The sequence below is a fragment of the Pseudomonas sp. DTU12.3 genome, assembly GCF_004124275.1.
GTDB lineage: Bacteria > Pseudomonadota > Gammaproteobacteria > Pseudomonadales > Pseudomonadaceae > Aquipseudomonas > Aquipseudomonas helmanticensis.
Map to the genome: position 1 here is coordinate 2,689,698 of NZ_CP027218.1, position 15,243 is coordinate 2,704,940.

Consider the following 15,243-nt stretch of genomic DNA (forward strand, 5'->3'; position numbering starts at 1 on the left):
ACGAAATTTTCAGACATCGAAATTGCTCGAACCTTTTGGGCGATAACCATTCGTCCGACACACCGCACCTTCGCCGCACACCTTCTTCCAATGCTGTAACTCCCCACGCAAAGGAAGAGCCACCATGCTGAACCCTAAAATTGCAGCATTTACCCTGGCGGCATTTCTGTCCGCCAGTTCGCTATACGCGGTCGCGGCTGGCGAAACGCCCACCCCGACGGCAAACGATGGCTCCAGCCAGACTCGTGAACCGGCGGCCCCCGCCACAAACGCCGATCCGGCTGCCAATTCGCTGCCGCAAGGTGGCGATGGTGGCAAGACGGATAACGGCCCGGTGCCTTCTGCCTCCAAGCCCAGTGGTGCGGGGCAATCCACTGGTAACAGTAGCGGCGGTAATGGCGGAGGCTGATCAATGTTGCGCACTAAAAAGCCCGGTCTTTCGAGCCGGGCTTTTCTTTGCCTATCGCGAACACAGATATCAAACGCTTACTTCGCCTTCCATTGGCCACCGCCATTCTCACAATCGATCCGTGCCTGAGCCAAATGCTCCACGTCGTAGTAATACGTAGTCACTTGCGCATTGTCGGGGATGTTCAGCGCCTTGGCGTTTTTGTCCTTGCTGGTTGAATGCGGGTTGGCCAGGGATTCCTGGGTGATCGTGGCGATGCACGAGGCCTGATAGTGATCGGCGCAATGTTCGACCTTGTTTTTGCTGCTGTTGAGCATGTCCTTGCTTTCGTTGCTGCACGACCAATCAATGGAGCCGACGGGCATGCCTTCGTATTCGTAACAACTGTGGGTTTCCACCGCCGGCACCGAAGCGCTGGAGGATTGGGTCTGCACGTCGCAGCCTTCGGCCATGACGCAGGTGGGGATGACGGTGAAGGTAGCGATCAGAAGCAGGAAGCGAATGTTCATCGGGGTTTCCTCTTCAAGAGCGCCGTATCTGATCGATGATTTTGGCGCTTTATAGTTTCGAGACGGCGCGGAGGAGGGAGGTTCCATCGGGTTTTTGATTTGCTCCAGTCGCGTACACTGCGAAACAATCGGAAACATTAAGCGCCCAAGGATTGGAACAGTGCCCATGATCGAAATCGGCAGCCGCAATATCGCGCCCCCCTCGCAGCATCCATTCCACGATATCTACCTGTTTCACATTGACCCTGCGAAGCCAGACACGCCGTTCTGTTTCGAACAGTCGATGGCCGGCGGGCATATGGAGCACGGCGGCGCACGGTTTTTGGCGCTGGATGAGCTGGAAGCCTGGCCAGGCGAGTGGCGAGAGCATCTGAAAAAGGCCGATTGCGCCTGGGTTGCCGAGTTGATCGATGCCAATCCGCAAGCCGATCAGGCTACATTGGTGTCGCTGGTTCTTCAGCGTCATTCGGCGCCAGCGAAACCCGTCGGGCGCCTGAAAGCGATCGGCAACTGGCTCAAGCGCAACATTCACGTCGGCGGCCGTTACGGCGTTTAAATCACGGAGACTCGCATGACTCAAACCCTCGAACGCGCTATCGCCATCGCCGCCAAAGCCCACGCCGGGCAGGTCGACAAGGGCGACGCGCCGTACATTCTGCATCCGCTGAAAGTCATGTTGCGCATGACCACGCTGGAAGAACGCATCGTCGCCGTGCTGCATGACGTGGTCGAAGATTGCGCGATCAGCCTTGATGACTTGCGCAAGGAAGGTTTCAGCGAAGAAGTTTTGAGCGCTATCGAATCGGTGACCAAAGTTCCGGGCGAATCCTATGAAGATTTCGTCGACCGCGCCGCACAGAATCCGCTTGGCCGGGTGGTGAAACTGGCGGATCTGGAGGAAAACAGCGACCTGTCACGAATCGCCTCGCCGAGCTGGGAAGATCTCGAACGAATCGAAAAATACCGCCGCGCAATCAGCCGGCTGCGCGCATAAATTACCCGTGTAGGAGCTGCCGCAGGCTGCGATCTTTTGATCCTGTTTTTTAAGATCAAGATCAAAAGATCGCAGCCTGCGGCAGCTCCTACAGGGGGGTATTTGATAGCCAGGAAGGCGATTATGAAATCCATTGTGTGTTTGTTGATTGCTGCCGGTTTCGGCGCGCTGTTGCAGTTCGAAGGCGTGCCCCACGGGTTGCTGTTGGGCTCGATTGTCGTCACCGCGTTGTTTGCCAGTAAAACCGGTATCGCGCCGGCAACCCCCTATGGACTGGGCTACATCCAGGTCACGCTGGGCATTGCCACCGGGCTGATGTTCGAAGCGTGGGACAGCGCAACGGCTTCGGCAATGTTGCCGAGCCTCGGTGTGTTGCTCGTTTGCCTGACCGTGCAAATCGCGCTCGCAGCCTTGTGGCTGACACGCGGCGCAGGCTGGAACCGCACTGATGCACTGTTGGCGGTTTATCCCGGTGCGCTAGCGGCGGTCTTCGATTTGCTCGAGTCGGAGAAAGCCTCGAGCAAAGTCATCATCGTGCACTTGATGCGCTTGTTGTTGATCACCGTGCTGGTGAGTTTCCTGATTCCCGGCCAAGCCGCTGCGGTAGCCGTTGCCGATGGTGATCCACTGACCACGGGAATGGCGCTGACCGCGTGTTCGGTGATCGCGCTGAGCGTGCTGCTCGGACGCTTGCTGCTGGTGATCGGCGTGCCGGCCCCGTTCATGCTCACGGCAATTATTATCACGGCGGTATTTGTGAAGTCGGGATGGCTGCACGGTTTTCACATGCCCGATTGGAGCCTGAATCTGGCGGCGCTGATTCTCGGCGTGCGGATCGGCTCACGATTCCAAGGCCTTGGCTTTGCGGAACTGGGACGTCACGGGCGCACAGCGTTGGTCTCGGTTGGGTTGATGATCGTGGTGGCGGCGGTGTTTGCTGAAGTGGCGGCGCGCTGGTTGGGCAGTGATCCGCTGTCGCTGTGGCTGGCGTACATGCCGGGGGCGATTGAGACGATTGCGATTGTCGCGTTTGGTGGTGGGCTGAATGTGGTGTTTATTCTCACGCATCATTTGAGCCGGATGGTGTTGCTGCATTTCGCGCCGGCGTTGTTGGTGCAGGTGCGGCGGGCGCGTGAAGAGGCCTGACTGGAGCCGCTGATGCCTGCATCTTGCGGTGTGTCAGTTAGATCCCTCCCCCTCACCCCAGCCCTCTCCCCAGAGGGGCGAGGGGGAAAGGGAGCCGATTGTGGGCTGTTCAAAACTTGAGTTCGGCTCGATATTCCAGGTCGGCGTAGCTCGAAAAAACAACTCGGTCGGTCCCCTCTCCCTCTGGGAGAGGGTTAGGGTGAGGGGCTTTTGCTCTACATGGTCAATGCGGCGCTAGCGGATGTGTGCGTCGAAGCCTTCGCTTTCCGGCGCGATATCGCTCTTCAAGGTCAAAGCAGGAATCTCATACTCCCCACCATTCTGCTGCCGAAACCCGATCGGCCGCGCACTCCACAACTCATCCAGCCGCCGCCCCAGCTCATCGCAAGTCTCGGCATACCGCGTCGCATCCATCCGGCTGGTCCGATACACCACAAACGGCGGCACCACTTCAAAACCGGGGTAATACAAAATCCCGTGCTGAATCGGAAACAGCAGATCATCCATCGGCCCGTTGATCCCGCGCGGCGCATAGTGCGAATCCCAGCCGCCGGTGGTGACCATCAACATCGCCCGTTTGCCTTTCATTTTCCCTTCGCCATAACGCTCGCCCCAACGGCTGTCGGAGTGTTCACCGACGCCGTAGGCAAAGCCGTAGGCGTACACGCGATCAACCCAGCCTTTGAGGATCGCCGGCATGGTGAACCACCAGAGTGGAAACTGCAGAATCAACGCATCCGCCCACAACAGTTTTTCCTGCTCGCGGGCGATGTCGGCAGCCTGGCTGCCTTCGGCGTAGGCGACTTTCGAATCGAGGGAGGCGTGGAACGGTTTGTTCGTATCGCGCTGCGGGGCGTCGTCGGCGTCGAGCGTAGCTTTCCAGTTCATGGCGTAGAGGTCGGAGACTTGCACCGTGTGGCCGGCGGCTTGCAGACGCTGGATGGTGAAGTCGCGCAGCGAGCCGTTGAGGGAAGTCGGTTCCGGGTGGGCGTAAACCAGTAGCACTTTCATGTTGAAGCTCCGTTAGCTGAGTGACTGCAGGATCGGCGTTCAACAGGTATATTGGAAATGAATGTCTGATATGTCTGGTATAGCCATGAATAATTTGAGACGACTGGATATCAACCTGCTGTTGACGCTGGATGTGTTGCTGTCGGAGCACAACGTCACCCGCGCGGCGCAGCGGCTGAACCTGTCGCAGCCGTCGGTGAGCGTGCATCTGGCCAAGTTGCGCGACATCTTTGGCGATCCGCTGCTGTTGCCCGGGCCACGGGGGATGCGCCCGACGGCGCGCGCCGATGAACTGCGTGAACCGCTGCGCGAGGCATTGGAGGCGTTGGAGAGGGCGGTGGCGCCGGCCAGTGCGTTCGATCCTGCGCAGGCGACGCACACCTGGAAAATCGCGGCGACGGATTACGGCGAATCAACGGTGGTGTTGCCGGCTCTGAGCAGCTTGCGCGAACAGGCGCCGGGCACGCGGCTGGCGGTGATCGACATGCTGCCTGCGCAGTTGGTCAAACAGGCCGAGCAGGGCGTATTCGATCTGGCGCTGCACATCAGCGAAGACGCGCCGCCGGAGTTGCATCGACGGCCGCTGTTCACTGAGCGTTATGTATTGGCGGGTCGCCTTGGCCACCCGGGGCTTCAGTCTGCACCCACGCGCAAACAATTCTGCGCACTGGAACATGTGCTGGTGTCGCGCGAGGGTGGTGGTTTTTTCGGGGTGACCGACAAGGTGCTGGCCGATGCCGGTTTGCAGCGAAAAGTGGTGTTGTCGGTGCCGCACTTTCTGATGGCGATGTCGGTACTGGCCAGCACCGATCTGGTGGCAATGCTGCCGTCACGGCTGGTGCGTGGCAATCCGGCGCTGCAAGTGGTCGATGCGCCACTGCCAGTGCCCGGCTACGAGATGGCGATGTTCTGGGGCGAACGCTCGCACCGTGATCCGGCGCATAAATGGCTTCGCGAGCATCTGTTGGCGTCGGTCTGAGGCGCTGTCAGGCGTGACCCAGTGCCACCGCAAACGACACGACGATCATGCAGGCGAATGCGAAATTGAGATTCATGAGGTGTTCATCCTGAGCCTTTTAGAAGTGCGGCCATTGTGAACAGGCTGAACGCAAAGAAAAAATTCGCCTTGTTGATTCCAATGATCGAACGAATTGATAGCCCGTGGTTTGTGTTTGGCCGAGGCTTTGGCTAATCTCGCAAAAAAACCTGCAACTACAAGCATAAACAGGCAAAAACATGCGCGACCATTCCCTAGCTGAACTGCCCTCTCTGCGCCGACAGAAAATCCTTTTGCTCCTCGAACGTGACGGCAAAGTCATGGCGTCCGAGTTGAGCCAGCACTTCGCTGTTTCTGAAGACACCATCCGCCGCGACCTCGCCGAACTGGACAACGCCGGGCTGGTGCAGCGCGTGCACGGCGGCGCGCTGCCGCGCCCGAAAGACTCCGGCAAGGATTACTTCACGCGGCTGGAGGAGACCGATGAAGTGAAAATTCGTCTGGCGCAGCTCGCGGCTAAGCAGATTGAGGACGGGCAGATTGTGCTGTTCGATTCCGGCTCGACCACGTTGCAGGTCGCGCGCTCGTTGCGTGCAGATATCAGCATCACTGCGGTGACGGCGGCGCCGATGACGGCGATTGCTTTGTCAGAATTCAAGGGTGTGAAGGTGATTCTCGCAGGTGGGCAGTTGAATCCGCGAACGATGGCGGCGGGTGGGCACGAGGCGTTGCGACTGCTTGCCGGGATTAAGGCGGATCTGGCGATTACCGGCGTCTGTGCGATTCATCCGGAGGTGGGGATTACTTCGCTGCATTTTGATGAAGTGCCGGTGAAGCAGGCAATGCTGGAGGGCGCGACGCGGGTGATTGCGGTGACCACGGCGGACAAGCTCGGGGCGGTGGAGCCGTTTGTGGTGGGGCCGTGCGCACGGTTGCATACGTTGATTACCGAGCGACATGTGGCGTCGGGGAGTGTCGAGGATTATCGGCGGTTAGGGATTGTGGTCGAGCAGCTGATTGATTGAGGTTTTGCGCTGGATTTGAGTGCCTCTTCGCGAGCAGGCTCGCTCCCACACGGTGAACAAAAGACCCTGTAGGAGCTGCCGAAGGCTGCGATCTTTTGCTCCTGATCGTTAAAAAACAAGATCAAAAGATCGCAGCCTGCGGCATCTCCTACAGGGGGATTTGTTTCAGCGCAGGCGTTCGAGCATCTGGTAGTACCACATCCCGGCGGCCAGCAACGGGTTGCCGAGCAAATCGCCCATCGGCACGCGAATGTGCTGACACGCGGCAAACGTATCGAACTGCTCCATCTGCCCGGTGATCGCTCGGCTCATGATTTCGCCCATGATGTGCGTGGTGGCGATGCCGTGTCCGGAGTAGCCCTGGCAGTACCAGACGTTATCGGAAAGTTTGCCCAGCTGCGGGATGCGATTGATCACGATGCCCATCGCGCAGCTCCACTGGTAGTCGATCTGCACGCCTTTGAGTGCCGGGAAAGTCTGCTCGATGCACGGGCGCAGTTCGGCGGCGATATCGCGTGAATCCTTGCCGCTGTAGTTGGCGCCGCCACCGAACAGCAAGCGGCCATCGGCGGTGAGGCGGTAGTAGTCGAGGACGAAGCGGCAGTCGTAGACCGCGAGGTCTTCGGGGTTGATCTGTCTGGCCAGATCGCCAAGCGGCGCGGTGGTGACGATGCCGCCCATGGCCGGGAAGATCTTGCCTTTCAGCTGACCGGGTTCGAGCTTGTGATAAACGTCGCCGGCGAGCATCACCTGATTGGCGTCGATCTGCCCGTGAGCCGTGCGCACGCCAGGTGTATCCCCGTGAATGATCTCCAGCACTTCGCTGTTTTCGAAGATCAGGGCGCCGAGGCTTTCTGCCGCTCGCGCCTCACCGATGCACAGGTTGAGCGGGTGCAGATGCATGTTGCGGGTGTTTTTGATCGCGCCGTGATACAGGTCGCTTTGCAGCAAGTCGCGCACTTGGCTGCGATCAAGCAGGCTGACCTCGTCGCTGAGCCCGCGACGCACGGCTTCTGCGTAATCGCTGCGCAGATCGGTCATGTGGCCGGGCTTGTAGGCCGCGTGCAGATGACCGTGTTTGAGGTCGCACTGGATGGCGTATTTTTCCACCCGTTGCTGAATGATTTCATGCCCCCGCCAGCGCAGGTGCCAGATGAAATCATCGACGTCGTCACCGAGTTTCGCGCGCATCTGTTTGCGCATGGCGCCGTCGCCGGAAAGGCTGCCGGTGACTTGGCCGCCATTGCGGCCGGTGGCGCCCCAGCCAATCTTGTTGCTCTCGACGATGGCGACTTTCAGGCCTTTTTCGGCGAGTTCGACGGCGGTGGCGACGCCGGTGAAACCGCCGCCGATGATCACCACGTCAACCTTGTGCCGGCCTTGCAGGGTCGGGTAATCGGTGTCCTGGTTGAGGGTGGCGGTGTAGTAGGAATTGCAGCGTTCGGTCATGTTAAAAGTCCACACAGAATTCGGGAGTCGGAGTGCAATCCCCTGTGGGAGCGAGCCTGCTCGCGAAAGCGGCGGGTCAGTCAGCCAAAATGTTGAATGTGACGACACCTTCGCGAGCAGGCTCGCTCCCACAGGGGAGATGTGAATCTCAGGCTTCGGTGAGATACCAGCGCCAATCCTGCTCACCCACTTCAGCCATGAACTGCCGGTACTCGGCGCGTTTCACCGCCAGATACACGCCAAGAAATTCCTGCCCCAAGGCATCCCGCGCCCATGCTGATTTTTCCAGCGCCTGCAGTGAAGTCAGCCAATCGGTCGGCAGCAATTCCTTCGCTTGCGCGTAGCCGTTGCCCTCGACCGGTGCACCTGGATCCAGGTCTTCACGAATGCCGCGATGTATCCCGGCCAGAATCGCTGCTGCCGCCAGATAGGGGTTGGCATCGGCGCCGCAGATGCGGTGTTCGATGTGCCGGGTATTGGCCGGCCCGCCCGGAACGCGCAGGCTGACGGTGCGGTTGTCGACGCCCCAGGTCGGCGCCAAAGGTGCGTAGCTGTTGGCCTGGAAGCGACGATAGGAGTTGGCGTTCGGGCAGAACAGCAACAACGTATCGAGCAAGGAGGCGAGCATGCCGCCGATCGCCGTGCGCAGCAGCGGGGTGCCGGCCGGATCTTCCGAGGCGAACAGATTACGTCCCTCACCATCGGCCAGACTGACATGCATGTGCATGCCGGTGCCGGCCAGATCATCGAACGGTTTCGCCATGAACGTCGCTTGCATGCCGTGCTTGTGCGCCACGGCTTTGACCAGCCGTTTGTAGCGCACGGCCTGATCCATCGCCGCCAGTGCATCGCCGTGTTCGAGGGTGATTTCCACTTGGCCCGGCGCGTATTCGGAGATCGCCGTGCGCGCCGGAATGCCGTGCAGTTTGCAGGCGCCATAGAGGTCGGCGAGGAACGGTTCGATCTGTTCCAGCTCGCGTAAACCGTAGACCTGGGTGTGTCGCGGTCGCCCACCGTCGGCGTCCAGCGCCGGTTGCGGTCGGCCGTTGTGATCGCGCTTGGCGTCGAGCAGATAGAACTCCAGCTCGCAGGCCATTATCGGGTGATAACCCTCGGCCTTGAGGCTGTCGATGACCTTGATCAGCAAGTGTCGTGGGTCGGCGATGCTCGCCGGCATGCCCTCGGTCGGGTGCATGCTGACCTGTACGGCAGCAGTCGGGATCTGCCGCCATGGCAGGCGCACCAGACTGCCTTCCAGCGGATAGGCGCGGCAGTCGATATCGCCGACGTCCCAGACCAGACCGGAGTTCTCGACGTCTTCACCTTGCACGGTCAGACCGAGGATGGTGCTCGGCAACGGGCGACCGCTTTCGTAGACGGCAAGCAGTTCTTCGCGGTGCAGCAACTTGCCGCGCGGCACACCGTTGGCGTCGAGGATGAACAACTCGATCATGTCGATATCGGGGTTCTGTTCGAGGAACAGGCGGGCGTCTTCAATGGCTGCGAATTTCATGTTCAATCACTCACGATGGCGCCGCACAGGCGCGCAGATTCGGGCCGGACACAACGCGGCAACAGGCGTGGGTGTCCTGGCAGGGATATCAAAAAGAAAAGGTATTTCGCTAATGCCCGATTGTCAGGACTGACTCTGAACCTGTGGCGAGAGAGCTTGCTCGCGCTGGACTGCGCAGCAGTCGCCGGCGTTTCAGATCAAGGGCGAGGGCCGCTTCGCGCCACAGCGGGAGCAAGCTCCCTCGCCACAATGGTCTCGCCGTCAGATTGATCGCTGACTGGCAGGCATTAGCGTTTTAAAGGGCGATATCCGGCGGGCGTGCGGAGTGACGCAGCTTGGAACGGCGCAGGGCCATGGGGAGATTGACGATACGATTCATGCGCGGCCCCTTTGGCAGAGGATGCACACAGCGGAGACGTTCAACGATTTTAGTTGTTGTGGTGACGTGCTCATAACGCGTGTTTCCGTTGGCGGAAAACGTCGGTGGCGGGATTGACTCGCCGACCGGTGTGCTCTGGATAGTAAGGGGGAATCCGCGGGCGTGTAAACGAGCAATGTGAAATATCTTGAACACCTGCTTGTGACCTCCAGTGCAGGCAAGATGTGGCAGGAGTCTTGTGGTGAGGGGGCTTGCCTCCGTTGAGACGCGAAGCGGCCCCAAAAAAGTTGGGCCTGCTGCGCAGTCCAACGGGGGTAAGCCCCCTCGCCACGGGTGGTGTTTCAATCAACAGGGGTGTGTTCGAGCTGCCGAAGGCTGCGATCTTTTGACCTTGTTTTTTAGGAGGCCGGATCAAAAGATCGCAGCCTTCGGCAGCTCCTACAGGGTTTTTGGAGGGCACAAAAGCCTGTGGGAGCGGGCTTGCTCGCGAAGGCGTTCTGACATCCAGCATCAATTATTCGGCGGGCACTTCAACGCCAAACAACTTCCGTGCCTCGGCAAAACACTTCTCGGCAATCGCCGATCGCGGTTCGGTCTTGCGCATCACCAACCCCAACGGCGCGAGCACGCTGGCGTCCGGCAACTGCATGAACGACAGGTGTTCGATCGGCTCTTCCAGGCCACTGTCCAGCGGCATGATCGCGCAGCAGAAGCCTTGGTGAATCGCCTGCAACAGTTGGTACGTCGAATCGCTTTCCAGAATCGGCTGCGGATTGAGTCCGCGACTGCGGAAGCTCAGGTCGATGGATTTTCGGTAATGCATGCCGGTGGTGATCATCCCCAATGGCAATTCGGCGGCGTCTTCCCAGCTCATCTGCGTGCCCTCGAAATGGAAATGCCGATTGTCGTAGAGCAGGCCGACGCGGGTTTCGCCGATCTCGAAAAACTCGAAATAGTTCGGGTTGACGTGGTCCAGGTAACACACGCCGAGGTCGAGTTGATTGTTGCCCAGGCCGGCGATGATCTCGTCGGAACTGAGCGAAGACAGACTGAACTTCAACTCCGGATAAGTCCCCGACAACCCCTGAATGTAATTGACCGGATTGAAGCTGCTCAGCGGCACCAGACCCAGGCGCAAGCTACCGACCAGTTGCCCGCGACACGCCGCCGCTTCCGCGAACAAACCGTCATGGGCCGCCAGTAACGTGCGTGCCCAGGCCAGTACGCGCTCGCCGGCCTGAGTAAAACCCTCGAAGCGTTGACCGCGATTGACCAGCACCAGATCCAGTTCATCTTCCAGATTCCGCAGGCGCATCGACAGGGTCGGCTGGGTGATATGGCAGCGTGCAGCGGCCTGGCCGAAGTGGCGGGTTTCATCCAGTGCGATCAGGAACTTGAGTTGTTTGATGTCCACGACGGCACCTGCTCGATGGGGAGTTTTTGATTGAGTATTGACGCAGATGGGTACAGCGCACGGAAAGTGCAGGCTGCGACGATCTCATCTGGGTGCCAGTTCGTCCAATCGGTTGTACTTAAAAACCTGTCGATCAGCTCTATCAGCCCCGATTTGATCGGCTTGCAGCGCCATTGAAGTGACCGATAGAGCAGGTCGATAGGGTGGTTGGCCAGAGTGATTAGACAGTACTCATAAGTGGCACTTAGGCTGCTCGGCAATCTGATCAATGACTGCCGGAGAGTGCCATGAGCGCCAAAGCGGATGCCCTGTTTGTCCCCCTGAACATTGCCGTACTGACCGTCAGCGATACCCGCGACTATGCCAGCGACACGTCAGGCCAGTTGCTGGTCAGTCGTTTGCTGGAAGCCGGTCACACCCTGAGCGAGCGCAATCTGCTCAAGGACGATCTGTACAAGATCCGCGCTCAGGTGGCGAACTGGATCGCCGACGAGGGCACTCAGGTGGTGCTGATCACTGGCGGTACCGGCTTCACCGGGCGTGACAGCACGCCGGAAGCGGTCGCTTGCTTGCTCGACAAGAAAATCGATGGTTTTGGTGAGCTGTTCCGCGCGATTTCGATTCTCGATATCGGCACCTCTACCGTGCAAAGCCGTGCGTTGGCCGGGCTGTCGAACGGCACGCTGGTGTGCTGCCTGCCGGGTTCGACCGGTGCTTGCCGTACTGCATGGGAAGGCATCCTCGCCGAGCAACTCGACAACCGTCATCGCCCGTGCAATTTCGTCCCGCACCTGAAAGCCGTGCAAGCTTGCGGACCGCGCGGATGAGCCGTTCGCCATTGATGCCGGTCGAGGATGCTCTCGAACAGTTACTGGCCATGGCCGATGCACAACGGCTGGCAGACAGCGAAGTGCTGCCACTGGAGGACGCGCGTGGCCGGGTGTTGGCCAGTGATCTGGTGGCGACCCTCGATTTGCCGCCGTGGCCGAACAGCGCCATGGACGGTTATGCGTTGAACCTGGCTGATCTGGATCAGCAGCCGCTGACTGTCTCGCAACGGGTTTACGCGGGTGCCGCTCCGCAGGCGTTATTGCCGGGAACTTGTGCGCGCATTTTCACTGGGGCTCCTGTACCACAGGGCGCCAATTGTGTGGAGATGCAGGAAAACGTCGAAGTGCTGGACGATGGTCGTGTGCGGTTTTTGCAGCCATTGAAGCTTGACCAGAACATTCGTGCGCAAGGCCAGGAGAACCGCGTCGGCGATATTTTGCTGCGCGCCGGTAAACGCCTCGGCCCGTTTGAACTGGCGGTGGCGGCGGGCCAGGGGCTGGCGCAACTGCATGTTGTGCGGCGCCCGCGCGTGGCGTTGTTGTCGACCGGCGATGAGCTGGTCGAACCGGGCCAGCCGTTGCGTCCTGGCAGCATCTACAACAGCAATCGCATATTGCTCGGGCACTGGTTGCGTGAGCTGGGTTGTGCGGTGATCGATGGCGGAATTCTGCCGGATCATCCGGCGCAGACGCGGCTCAAGCTTGAACAATTGCAAGTCTCTGCCGACCTGATTCTGACCACCGGCGGTGTGTCTGCCGGCGACGCCGACTGCCTTGGACAAGTGCTGCGCGACAGCGGCAAACCGCTGTTGTGGAAACTCGCGATCAAACCCGGAAAGCCGCTGACGGTGGGCCATTTCGGCGTGGTGCCGGTGATTGGTTTACCCGGCAATCCGACGTCGGCGCTGGTGACTTTCGGCTTGTTGGCGCGACCGTATCTGCTGCGGGTGCAGGGCGTGGAAGAGGTCATGCCGCTGAGCTTCACGGTCGACGCAGGTTTCGATTGGCACAAGGCTGGCGGTCGTCGTGAATACCTGCGGGTAAAGCTGGAAGCGGGCCACGCGGTGCTCTATCCAAACCAAAGCTGCGGCGTACTGCTCGGCGCGACCTGGGCCGACGGCCTGGTAGAAATCCCCGAAAACAGCACGCACAACCACGGCGACCCGCTGCGCTTTATTCCCTTCAACGAACTGTTCTGAACCGACAACACAAATCAAACCTGTGGGAGCGAGCCTGCTCGCGAAGGCGTCGTGTCAGTCAACATCGATAGTGACTGACAGGGCCTCTTCGCGAGCAGGCTCGCTCCCACATTGGTTTTGTAGTGGTCATCAACATCCGCGGTGTACGCAAACCCTGTGGGAGCGAGCCTGCTCGCGAAGGCGTCGTGTCATTCAACATCGATAGTGACTGACAGGGCCTCTTCGCGAGCAGGCTCGCTCCCACATTGGTTTTGTAGTGGTCATCAACATCCGCGGTGTACGCAAACCCTGTGGGAGCGAGCCTGCTCGCGAAGGCGTCGTGTCAGTCAACATCGATAGTGACTGACAGGGACCTTTCGCGAGCAGGCTCGCTCCCACAGGGTTTTGAGGTGTTTGCAGAGCTAAGGATCAGCTCAGGACATAGTCCACCGGCTTCAGTGCCGGCGGTACTTCGGCGCCAAGTTCGGCGAGGATGTCGCGCTCGATGGTGCGCACCAGCGCATCGGTCGGCAGGTCGTTTTCGTCGCGGCCGAAGGGGTCTTCCAGTTCGTCGGCAATCGCATCCAGGCCAAAAAACGTGTAGCTGACAATCGCCGTAAACAGCGGCGTCAGCCAGCCCAGCGGTTCGGCCATGGCGAACGGCAGCAGGATGCAAAACAGATAAATCGTGCGGTGCAACAGCAGCGTGTATGGAAACGGCAGCGGCGTGGTTTTGATCCGTTCGCACACCGCTTGCGCTTGGGTCAGGCTGGTCAGATGGTTGGCCAGCAGCATGTAGCGCCACTCGCTCAACTCGCCGTTTTGATGCAGATCGGAACACTGCTGGCCGACCGTTTGCAGGATCCGTCCGCTGTAGTCCGGCGTCTGCGGATCGGGTTTGGGCGTGACCCACTGGCTGCTCGCATCCGCCTCGCTCTCCTTGCGCAAACGCGCGTTCAGCGCATGGGCAAAACCGCACAGATTGAGCAACAACGGCTTGCGCGCAACGGACTCACGAATCACATGGGTTTCGCGAATCACCGAGCGAATCTGCACGATCACCTCGCCCCACGCCTTGCGCGCCTCGTACCAGCGGTCATAACAGGCGTTGTTGCGAAAATTCATGAAGATCGACAACGACAAACCGAGCAAGGTAAACGGCGTCGCGTTGACCTTGGTGAAGTTGCTCGGATGGAGGATTTCCACCAGCACGATGGCCGAAGCCAGCAGAGTCACCATCAGCGTGCGCAGGGCGATGCGTTTGGCGATCGAGCCCTTAAGGGTGAAGAGAATGGCGAACTGATTGACCTTGGGCCTGATGATCATGCTGTGCGGTTCCGATAACCCATGGAGATGGCGGATCAGCCGCCGGTCATGTTCATGAACCGCACGACCTGGACATCGTCGTTCACTTCGAAATTATGTCGATACGGCTTGAGTTTCATTGCCTCGATGATGGCTTTCTCCAGCCGTTGCGGTTGCCCCGGATGGGCGCGCAATACGGCTTTCAAATCCACCGATTGCTCGTTACCCAGACACAGTAGCAGGCGCCCTTCGACGGTGAGCCGCACGCGGTTGCAGGTGCCGCAAAAATTGTGGCTGTGCGGGGAGATAAAACCCAGGCGAATCTCCGGCGCCTCGGCCAGCCGCCAGTAGCGCGACGGACCTTGAGTCGATTCCGCCGAGTCAATCAAGGTATAGCGCTCGGCGATCTTTTCGCGCACCTGCGCACTGGAAAAAAACGACTCGGCGCGACTGTGTTCTCTGATGATCCCCAGCGGCATTTCCTCGATGAAGGAAATGTCGAGTTGACGGTCAATCGCAAACCGCACCAGATCGTTGATCTCCTGATCGTTGCGGCCGTGCATCACCACGACATTGAGTTTAGTGCGGGTGAAACCGGCCTTGCGCGCGGCATCGATGCCGTTGATCACCTGCGCCAGATCGCCGGTGCGGGTCATTTGCTTGAAGCGCTGCGGATCGAGGCTGTCGAGGCTGACGTTGAGGCGTTTGACCCCGGCATCGAACAGCGGCGCAGCGAGTTTGCCGAGCTGCGAGCCGTTGGTGGTCATGCACAGCTCACGCAGGCCGGGCAGGGCGGCGATCTGCTCGCAGAGCTTGACCACGCCGGGGCGGATCAGCGGCTCGCCACCGGTCAGACGAATTTTGCGCGTCCCGAGTGCGACAAAGCTCTGCGCCAATTGATAAATCTCTTCCAGGGTCAGGATTTTTTGCCGTGGCAGGAATTGCATGTCTTCGGCCATGCAGTAGACGCAGCGGAAGTCGCAGCGGTCGGTCACCGACATGCGCAAATAATCGACGCGGCGGTTGTAACCATCGATCAAGACACGCTCTGACATGACAGCCTCGCAGGTATAAACCCTCTGTT

The 15,243-nt window shown here is 59.6% G+C and carries 15 protein-coding genes; 8 read left to right on the top strand and 7 right to left on the bottom strand.

What is annotated here, in order from left to right:
* Window positions 1-124: 124 nt before the first annotated feature.
* Window positions 125-409, top strand: a complete 285-nt coding sequence (locus C2E19_RS12280) for a hypothetical protein (RefSeq protein ID WP_129392323.1) — start codon at window positions 125-127, stop codon at window positions 407-409.
* Between the two features lie 77 nt (window positions 410-486).
* Here the strand turns inward: C2E19_RS12280 and C2E19_RS12285 are convergent, their stop codons facing one another.
* Window positions 487-918, bottom strand: a complete 432-nt coding sequence (locus C2E19_RS12285; protein ID WP_129392326.1) for a hypothetical protein — start codon at window positions 916-918, stop codon at window positions 487-489.
* A gap of 166 nt (window positions 919-1,084) precedes the next feature.
* Here C2E19_RS12285 and C2E19_RS12290 point away from each other — a divergent pair, with 166 nt between their 5' ends.
* The 3 genes from C2E19_RS12290 (at window position 1,085) to C2E19_RS12305 (ending at window position 3,058) form a co-directional block, all read left to right on the top strand.
* Entirely contained in the window at window positions 1,085-1,474 is a 390-nt protein-coding gene (locus tag C2E19_RS12290; RefSeq protein WP_129396110.1) for a hypothetical protein, read from the top strand.
* A 15-nt stretch (window positions 1,475-1,489) separates the two neighbouring features.
* Window positions 1,490-1,912, top strand: a complete 423-nt coding sequence (locus C2E19_RS12295) for an HD domain-containing protein (protein ID WP_129392329.1) — start codon at window positions 1,490-1,492, stop codon at window positions 1,910-1,912.
* Between the two features lie 123 nt (window positions 1,913-2,035).
* Complete coding sequence (locus tag C2E19_RS12305; RefSeq protein WP_129392332.1) at window positions 2,036-3,058, top strand: AbrB family transcriptional regulator; 1,023 nt, start codon at window positions 2,036-2,038, stop codon at window positions 3,056-3,058.
* Window positions 3,059-3,292: 234 nt separating this feature from the next.
* On the opposite strand, the gene C2E19_RS12310 is transcribed toward C2E19_RS12305, so the two are convergent.
* Entirely contained in the window at window positions 3,293-4,069 is a 777-nt protein-coding gene (locus tag C2E19_RS12310; protein WP_129392336.1) for an NAD(P)H-dependent oxidoreductase, read from the bottom strand.
* A gap of 85 nt (window positions 4,070-4,154) precedes the next feature.
* On the opposite strand from C2E19_RS12310, the gene C2E19_RS12315 reads away from it, so the two are divergent.
* Both C2E19_RS12315 and C2E19_RS12320 read left to right on the top strand, forming a co-directional pair.
* Window positions 4,155-5,048: a LysR family transcriptional regulator gene (locus tag C2E19_RS12315; protein WP_164979424.1), complete on the top strand. Its 894-nt coding sequence runs from the start codon at window positions 4,155-4,157 to the stop codon at window positions 5,046-5,048.
* Between the two features lie 257 nt (window positions 5,049-5,305).
* Window positions 5,306-6,091, top strand: a complete 786-nt coding sequence (locus tag C2E19_RS12320; protein ID WP_129392342.1) for a DeoR/GlpR family DNA-binding transcription regulator — start codon at window positions 5,306-5,308, stop codon at window positions 6,089-6,091.
* A gap of 165 nt (window positions 6,092-6,256) precedes the next feature.
* On the opposite strand, the gene C2E19_RS12325 is transcribed toward C2E19_RS12320, so the two are convergent.
* From C2E19_RS12325 to C2E19_RS12335, 3 genes are all read right to left on the bottom strand, one after another.
* The gene (locus tag C2E19_RS12325) at window positions 6,257-7,540 is read right to left on the bottom strand and encodes an FAD-binding oxidoreductase (RefSeq protein WP_129392345.1); all 1,284 of its coding nucleotides are present in this window, start codon (window positions 7,538-7,540) and stop codon (window positions 6,257-6,259) included.
* 148 nt (window positions 7,541-7,688) lie between these two features.
* Window positions 7,689-9,053 carry a glutamine synthetase family protein gene (locus C2E19_RS12330; RefSeq protein WP_129392348.1) on the bottom strand — a complete coding sequence of 455 codons (1,365 nt, stop codon included), beginning with the start codon at window positions 9,051-9,053 and terminating at the stop codon, window positions 7,689-7,691.
* A gap of 893 nt (window positions 9,054-9,946) precedes the next feature.
* Window positions 9,947-10,846, bottom strand: a complete 900-nt coding sequence (locus C2E19_RS12335; protein WP_129392351.1) for a LysR family transcriptional regulator — start codon at window positions 10,844-10,846, stop codon at window positions 9,947-9,949.
* Between the two features lie 287 nt (window positions 10,847-11,133).
* On the opposite strand from C2E19_RS12335, the gene moaB reads away from it, so the two are divergent.
* Together moaB and glp are read left to right on the top strand one after the other, a co-directional pair.
* The gene (gene moaB / locus C2E19_RS12340) at window positions 11,134-11,673 is read left to right on the top strand and encodes a molybdenum cofactor biosynthesis protein B (protein ID WP_129392354.1); all 540 of its coding nucleotides are present in this window, start codon (window positions 11,134-11,136) and stop codon (window positions 11,671-11,673) included.
* Window positions 11,670-12,875, top strand: a complete 1,206-nt coding sequence (glp, locus tag C2E19_RS12345) for a gephyrin-like molybdotransferase Glp (RefSeq protein ID WP_129392357.1) — start codon at window positions 11,670-11,672, stop codon at window positions 12,873-12,875. Before moaB ends, glp begins: the two co-directional genes overlap by 4 nt.
* 408 nt (window positions 12,876-13,283) lie before the next feature.
* Here glp and C2E19_RS12360 read toward each other — a convergent pair whose 3' ends face one another.
* Complete coding sequence (locus C2E19_RS12360) at window positions 13,284-14,180, bottom strand: bestrophin family protein (protein ID WP_129392360.1); 897 nt, start codon at window positions 14,178-14,180, stop codon at window positions 13,284-13,286.
* A gap of 35 nt (window positions 14,181-14,215) precedes the next feature.
* Window positions 14,216-15,214, bottom strand: a complete 999-nt coding sequence (gene moaA, locus C2E19_RS12365; protein ID WP_129392363.1) for a GTP 3',8-cyclase MoaA — start codon at window positions 15,212-15,214, stop codon at window positions 14,216-14,218.
* Window positions 15,215-15,243 lie beyond the last annotated feature (29 nt).

Bases quoted from the DNA above. Each gene is read 5' to 3' on its own strand.
- C2E19_RS12280 (WP_129392323.1), top strand. From the start codon at position 125: ATGCTGAACCCTAAAATTGCAGCATTTACCCTGGCGGCATTTCTGTCC.
- C2E19_RS12285 (WP_129392326.1), bottom strand. From the start codon at position 918: ATGAACATTCGCTTCCTGCTTCTGATCGCTACCTTCACCGTCATCCCC.
- C2E19_RS12290 (WP_129396110.1), top strand. From the start codon at position 1,085: ATGATCGAAATCGGCAGCCGCAATATCGCGCCCCCCTCGCAGCATCCA.
- C2E19_RS12295 (WP_129392329.1), top strand. From the start codon at position 1,490: ATGACTCAAACCCTCGAACGCGCTATCGCCATCGCCGCCAAAGCCCAC.
- C2E19_RS12305 (WP_129392332.1), top strand. From the start codon at position 2,036: ATGAAATCCATTGTGTGTTTGTTGATTGCTGCCGGTTTCGGCGCGCTG.
- C2E19_RS12310 (WP_129392336.1), bottom strand. From the start codon at position 4,069: ATGAAAGTGCTACTGGTTTACGCCCACCCGGAACCGACTTCCCTCAAC.
- C2E19_RS12315 (WP_164979424.1), top strand. From the start codon at position 4,155: ATGAATAATTTGAGACGACTGGATATCAACCTGCTGTTGACGCTGGAT.
- C2E19_RS12320 (WP_129392342.1), top strand. From the start codon at position 5,306: ATGCGCGACCATTCCCTAGCTGAACTGCCCTCTCTGCGCCGACAGAAA.
- C2E19_RS12325 (WP_129392345.1), bottom strand. From the start codon at position 7,540: ATGACCGAACGCTGCAATTCCTACTACACCGCCACCCTCAACCAGGAC.
- C2E19_RS12330 (WP_129392348.1), bottom strand. From the start codon at position 9,053: ATGAAATTCGCAGCCATTGAAGACGCCCGCCTGTTCCTCGAACAGAAC.
- moaB (WP_129392354.1), top strand. From the start codon at position 11,134: ATGAGCGCCAAAGCGGATGCCCTGTTTGTCCCCCTGAACATTGCCGTA.
- glp (WP_129392357.1), top strand. From the start codon at position 11,670: ATGAGCCGTTCGCCATTGATGCCGGTCGAGGATGCTCTCGAACAGTTA.
- C2E19_RS12360 (WP_129392360.1), bottom strand. From the start codon at position 14,180: ATGATCATCAGGCCCAAGGTCAATCAGTTCGCCATTCTCTTCACCCTT.
- moaA (WP_129392363.1), bottom strand. From the start codon at position 15,214: ATGTCAGAGCGTGTCTTGATCGATGGTTACAACCGCCGCGTCGATTAT.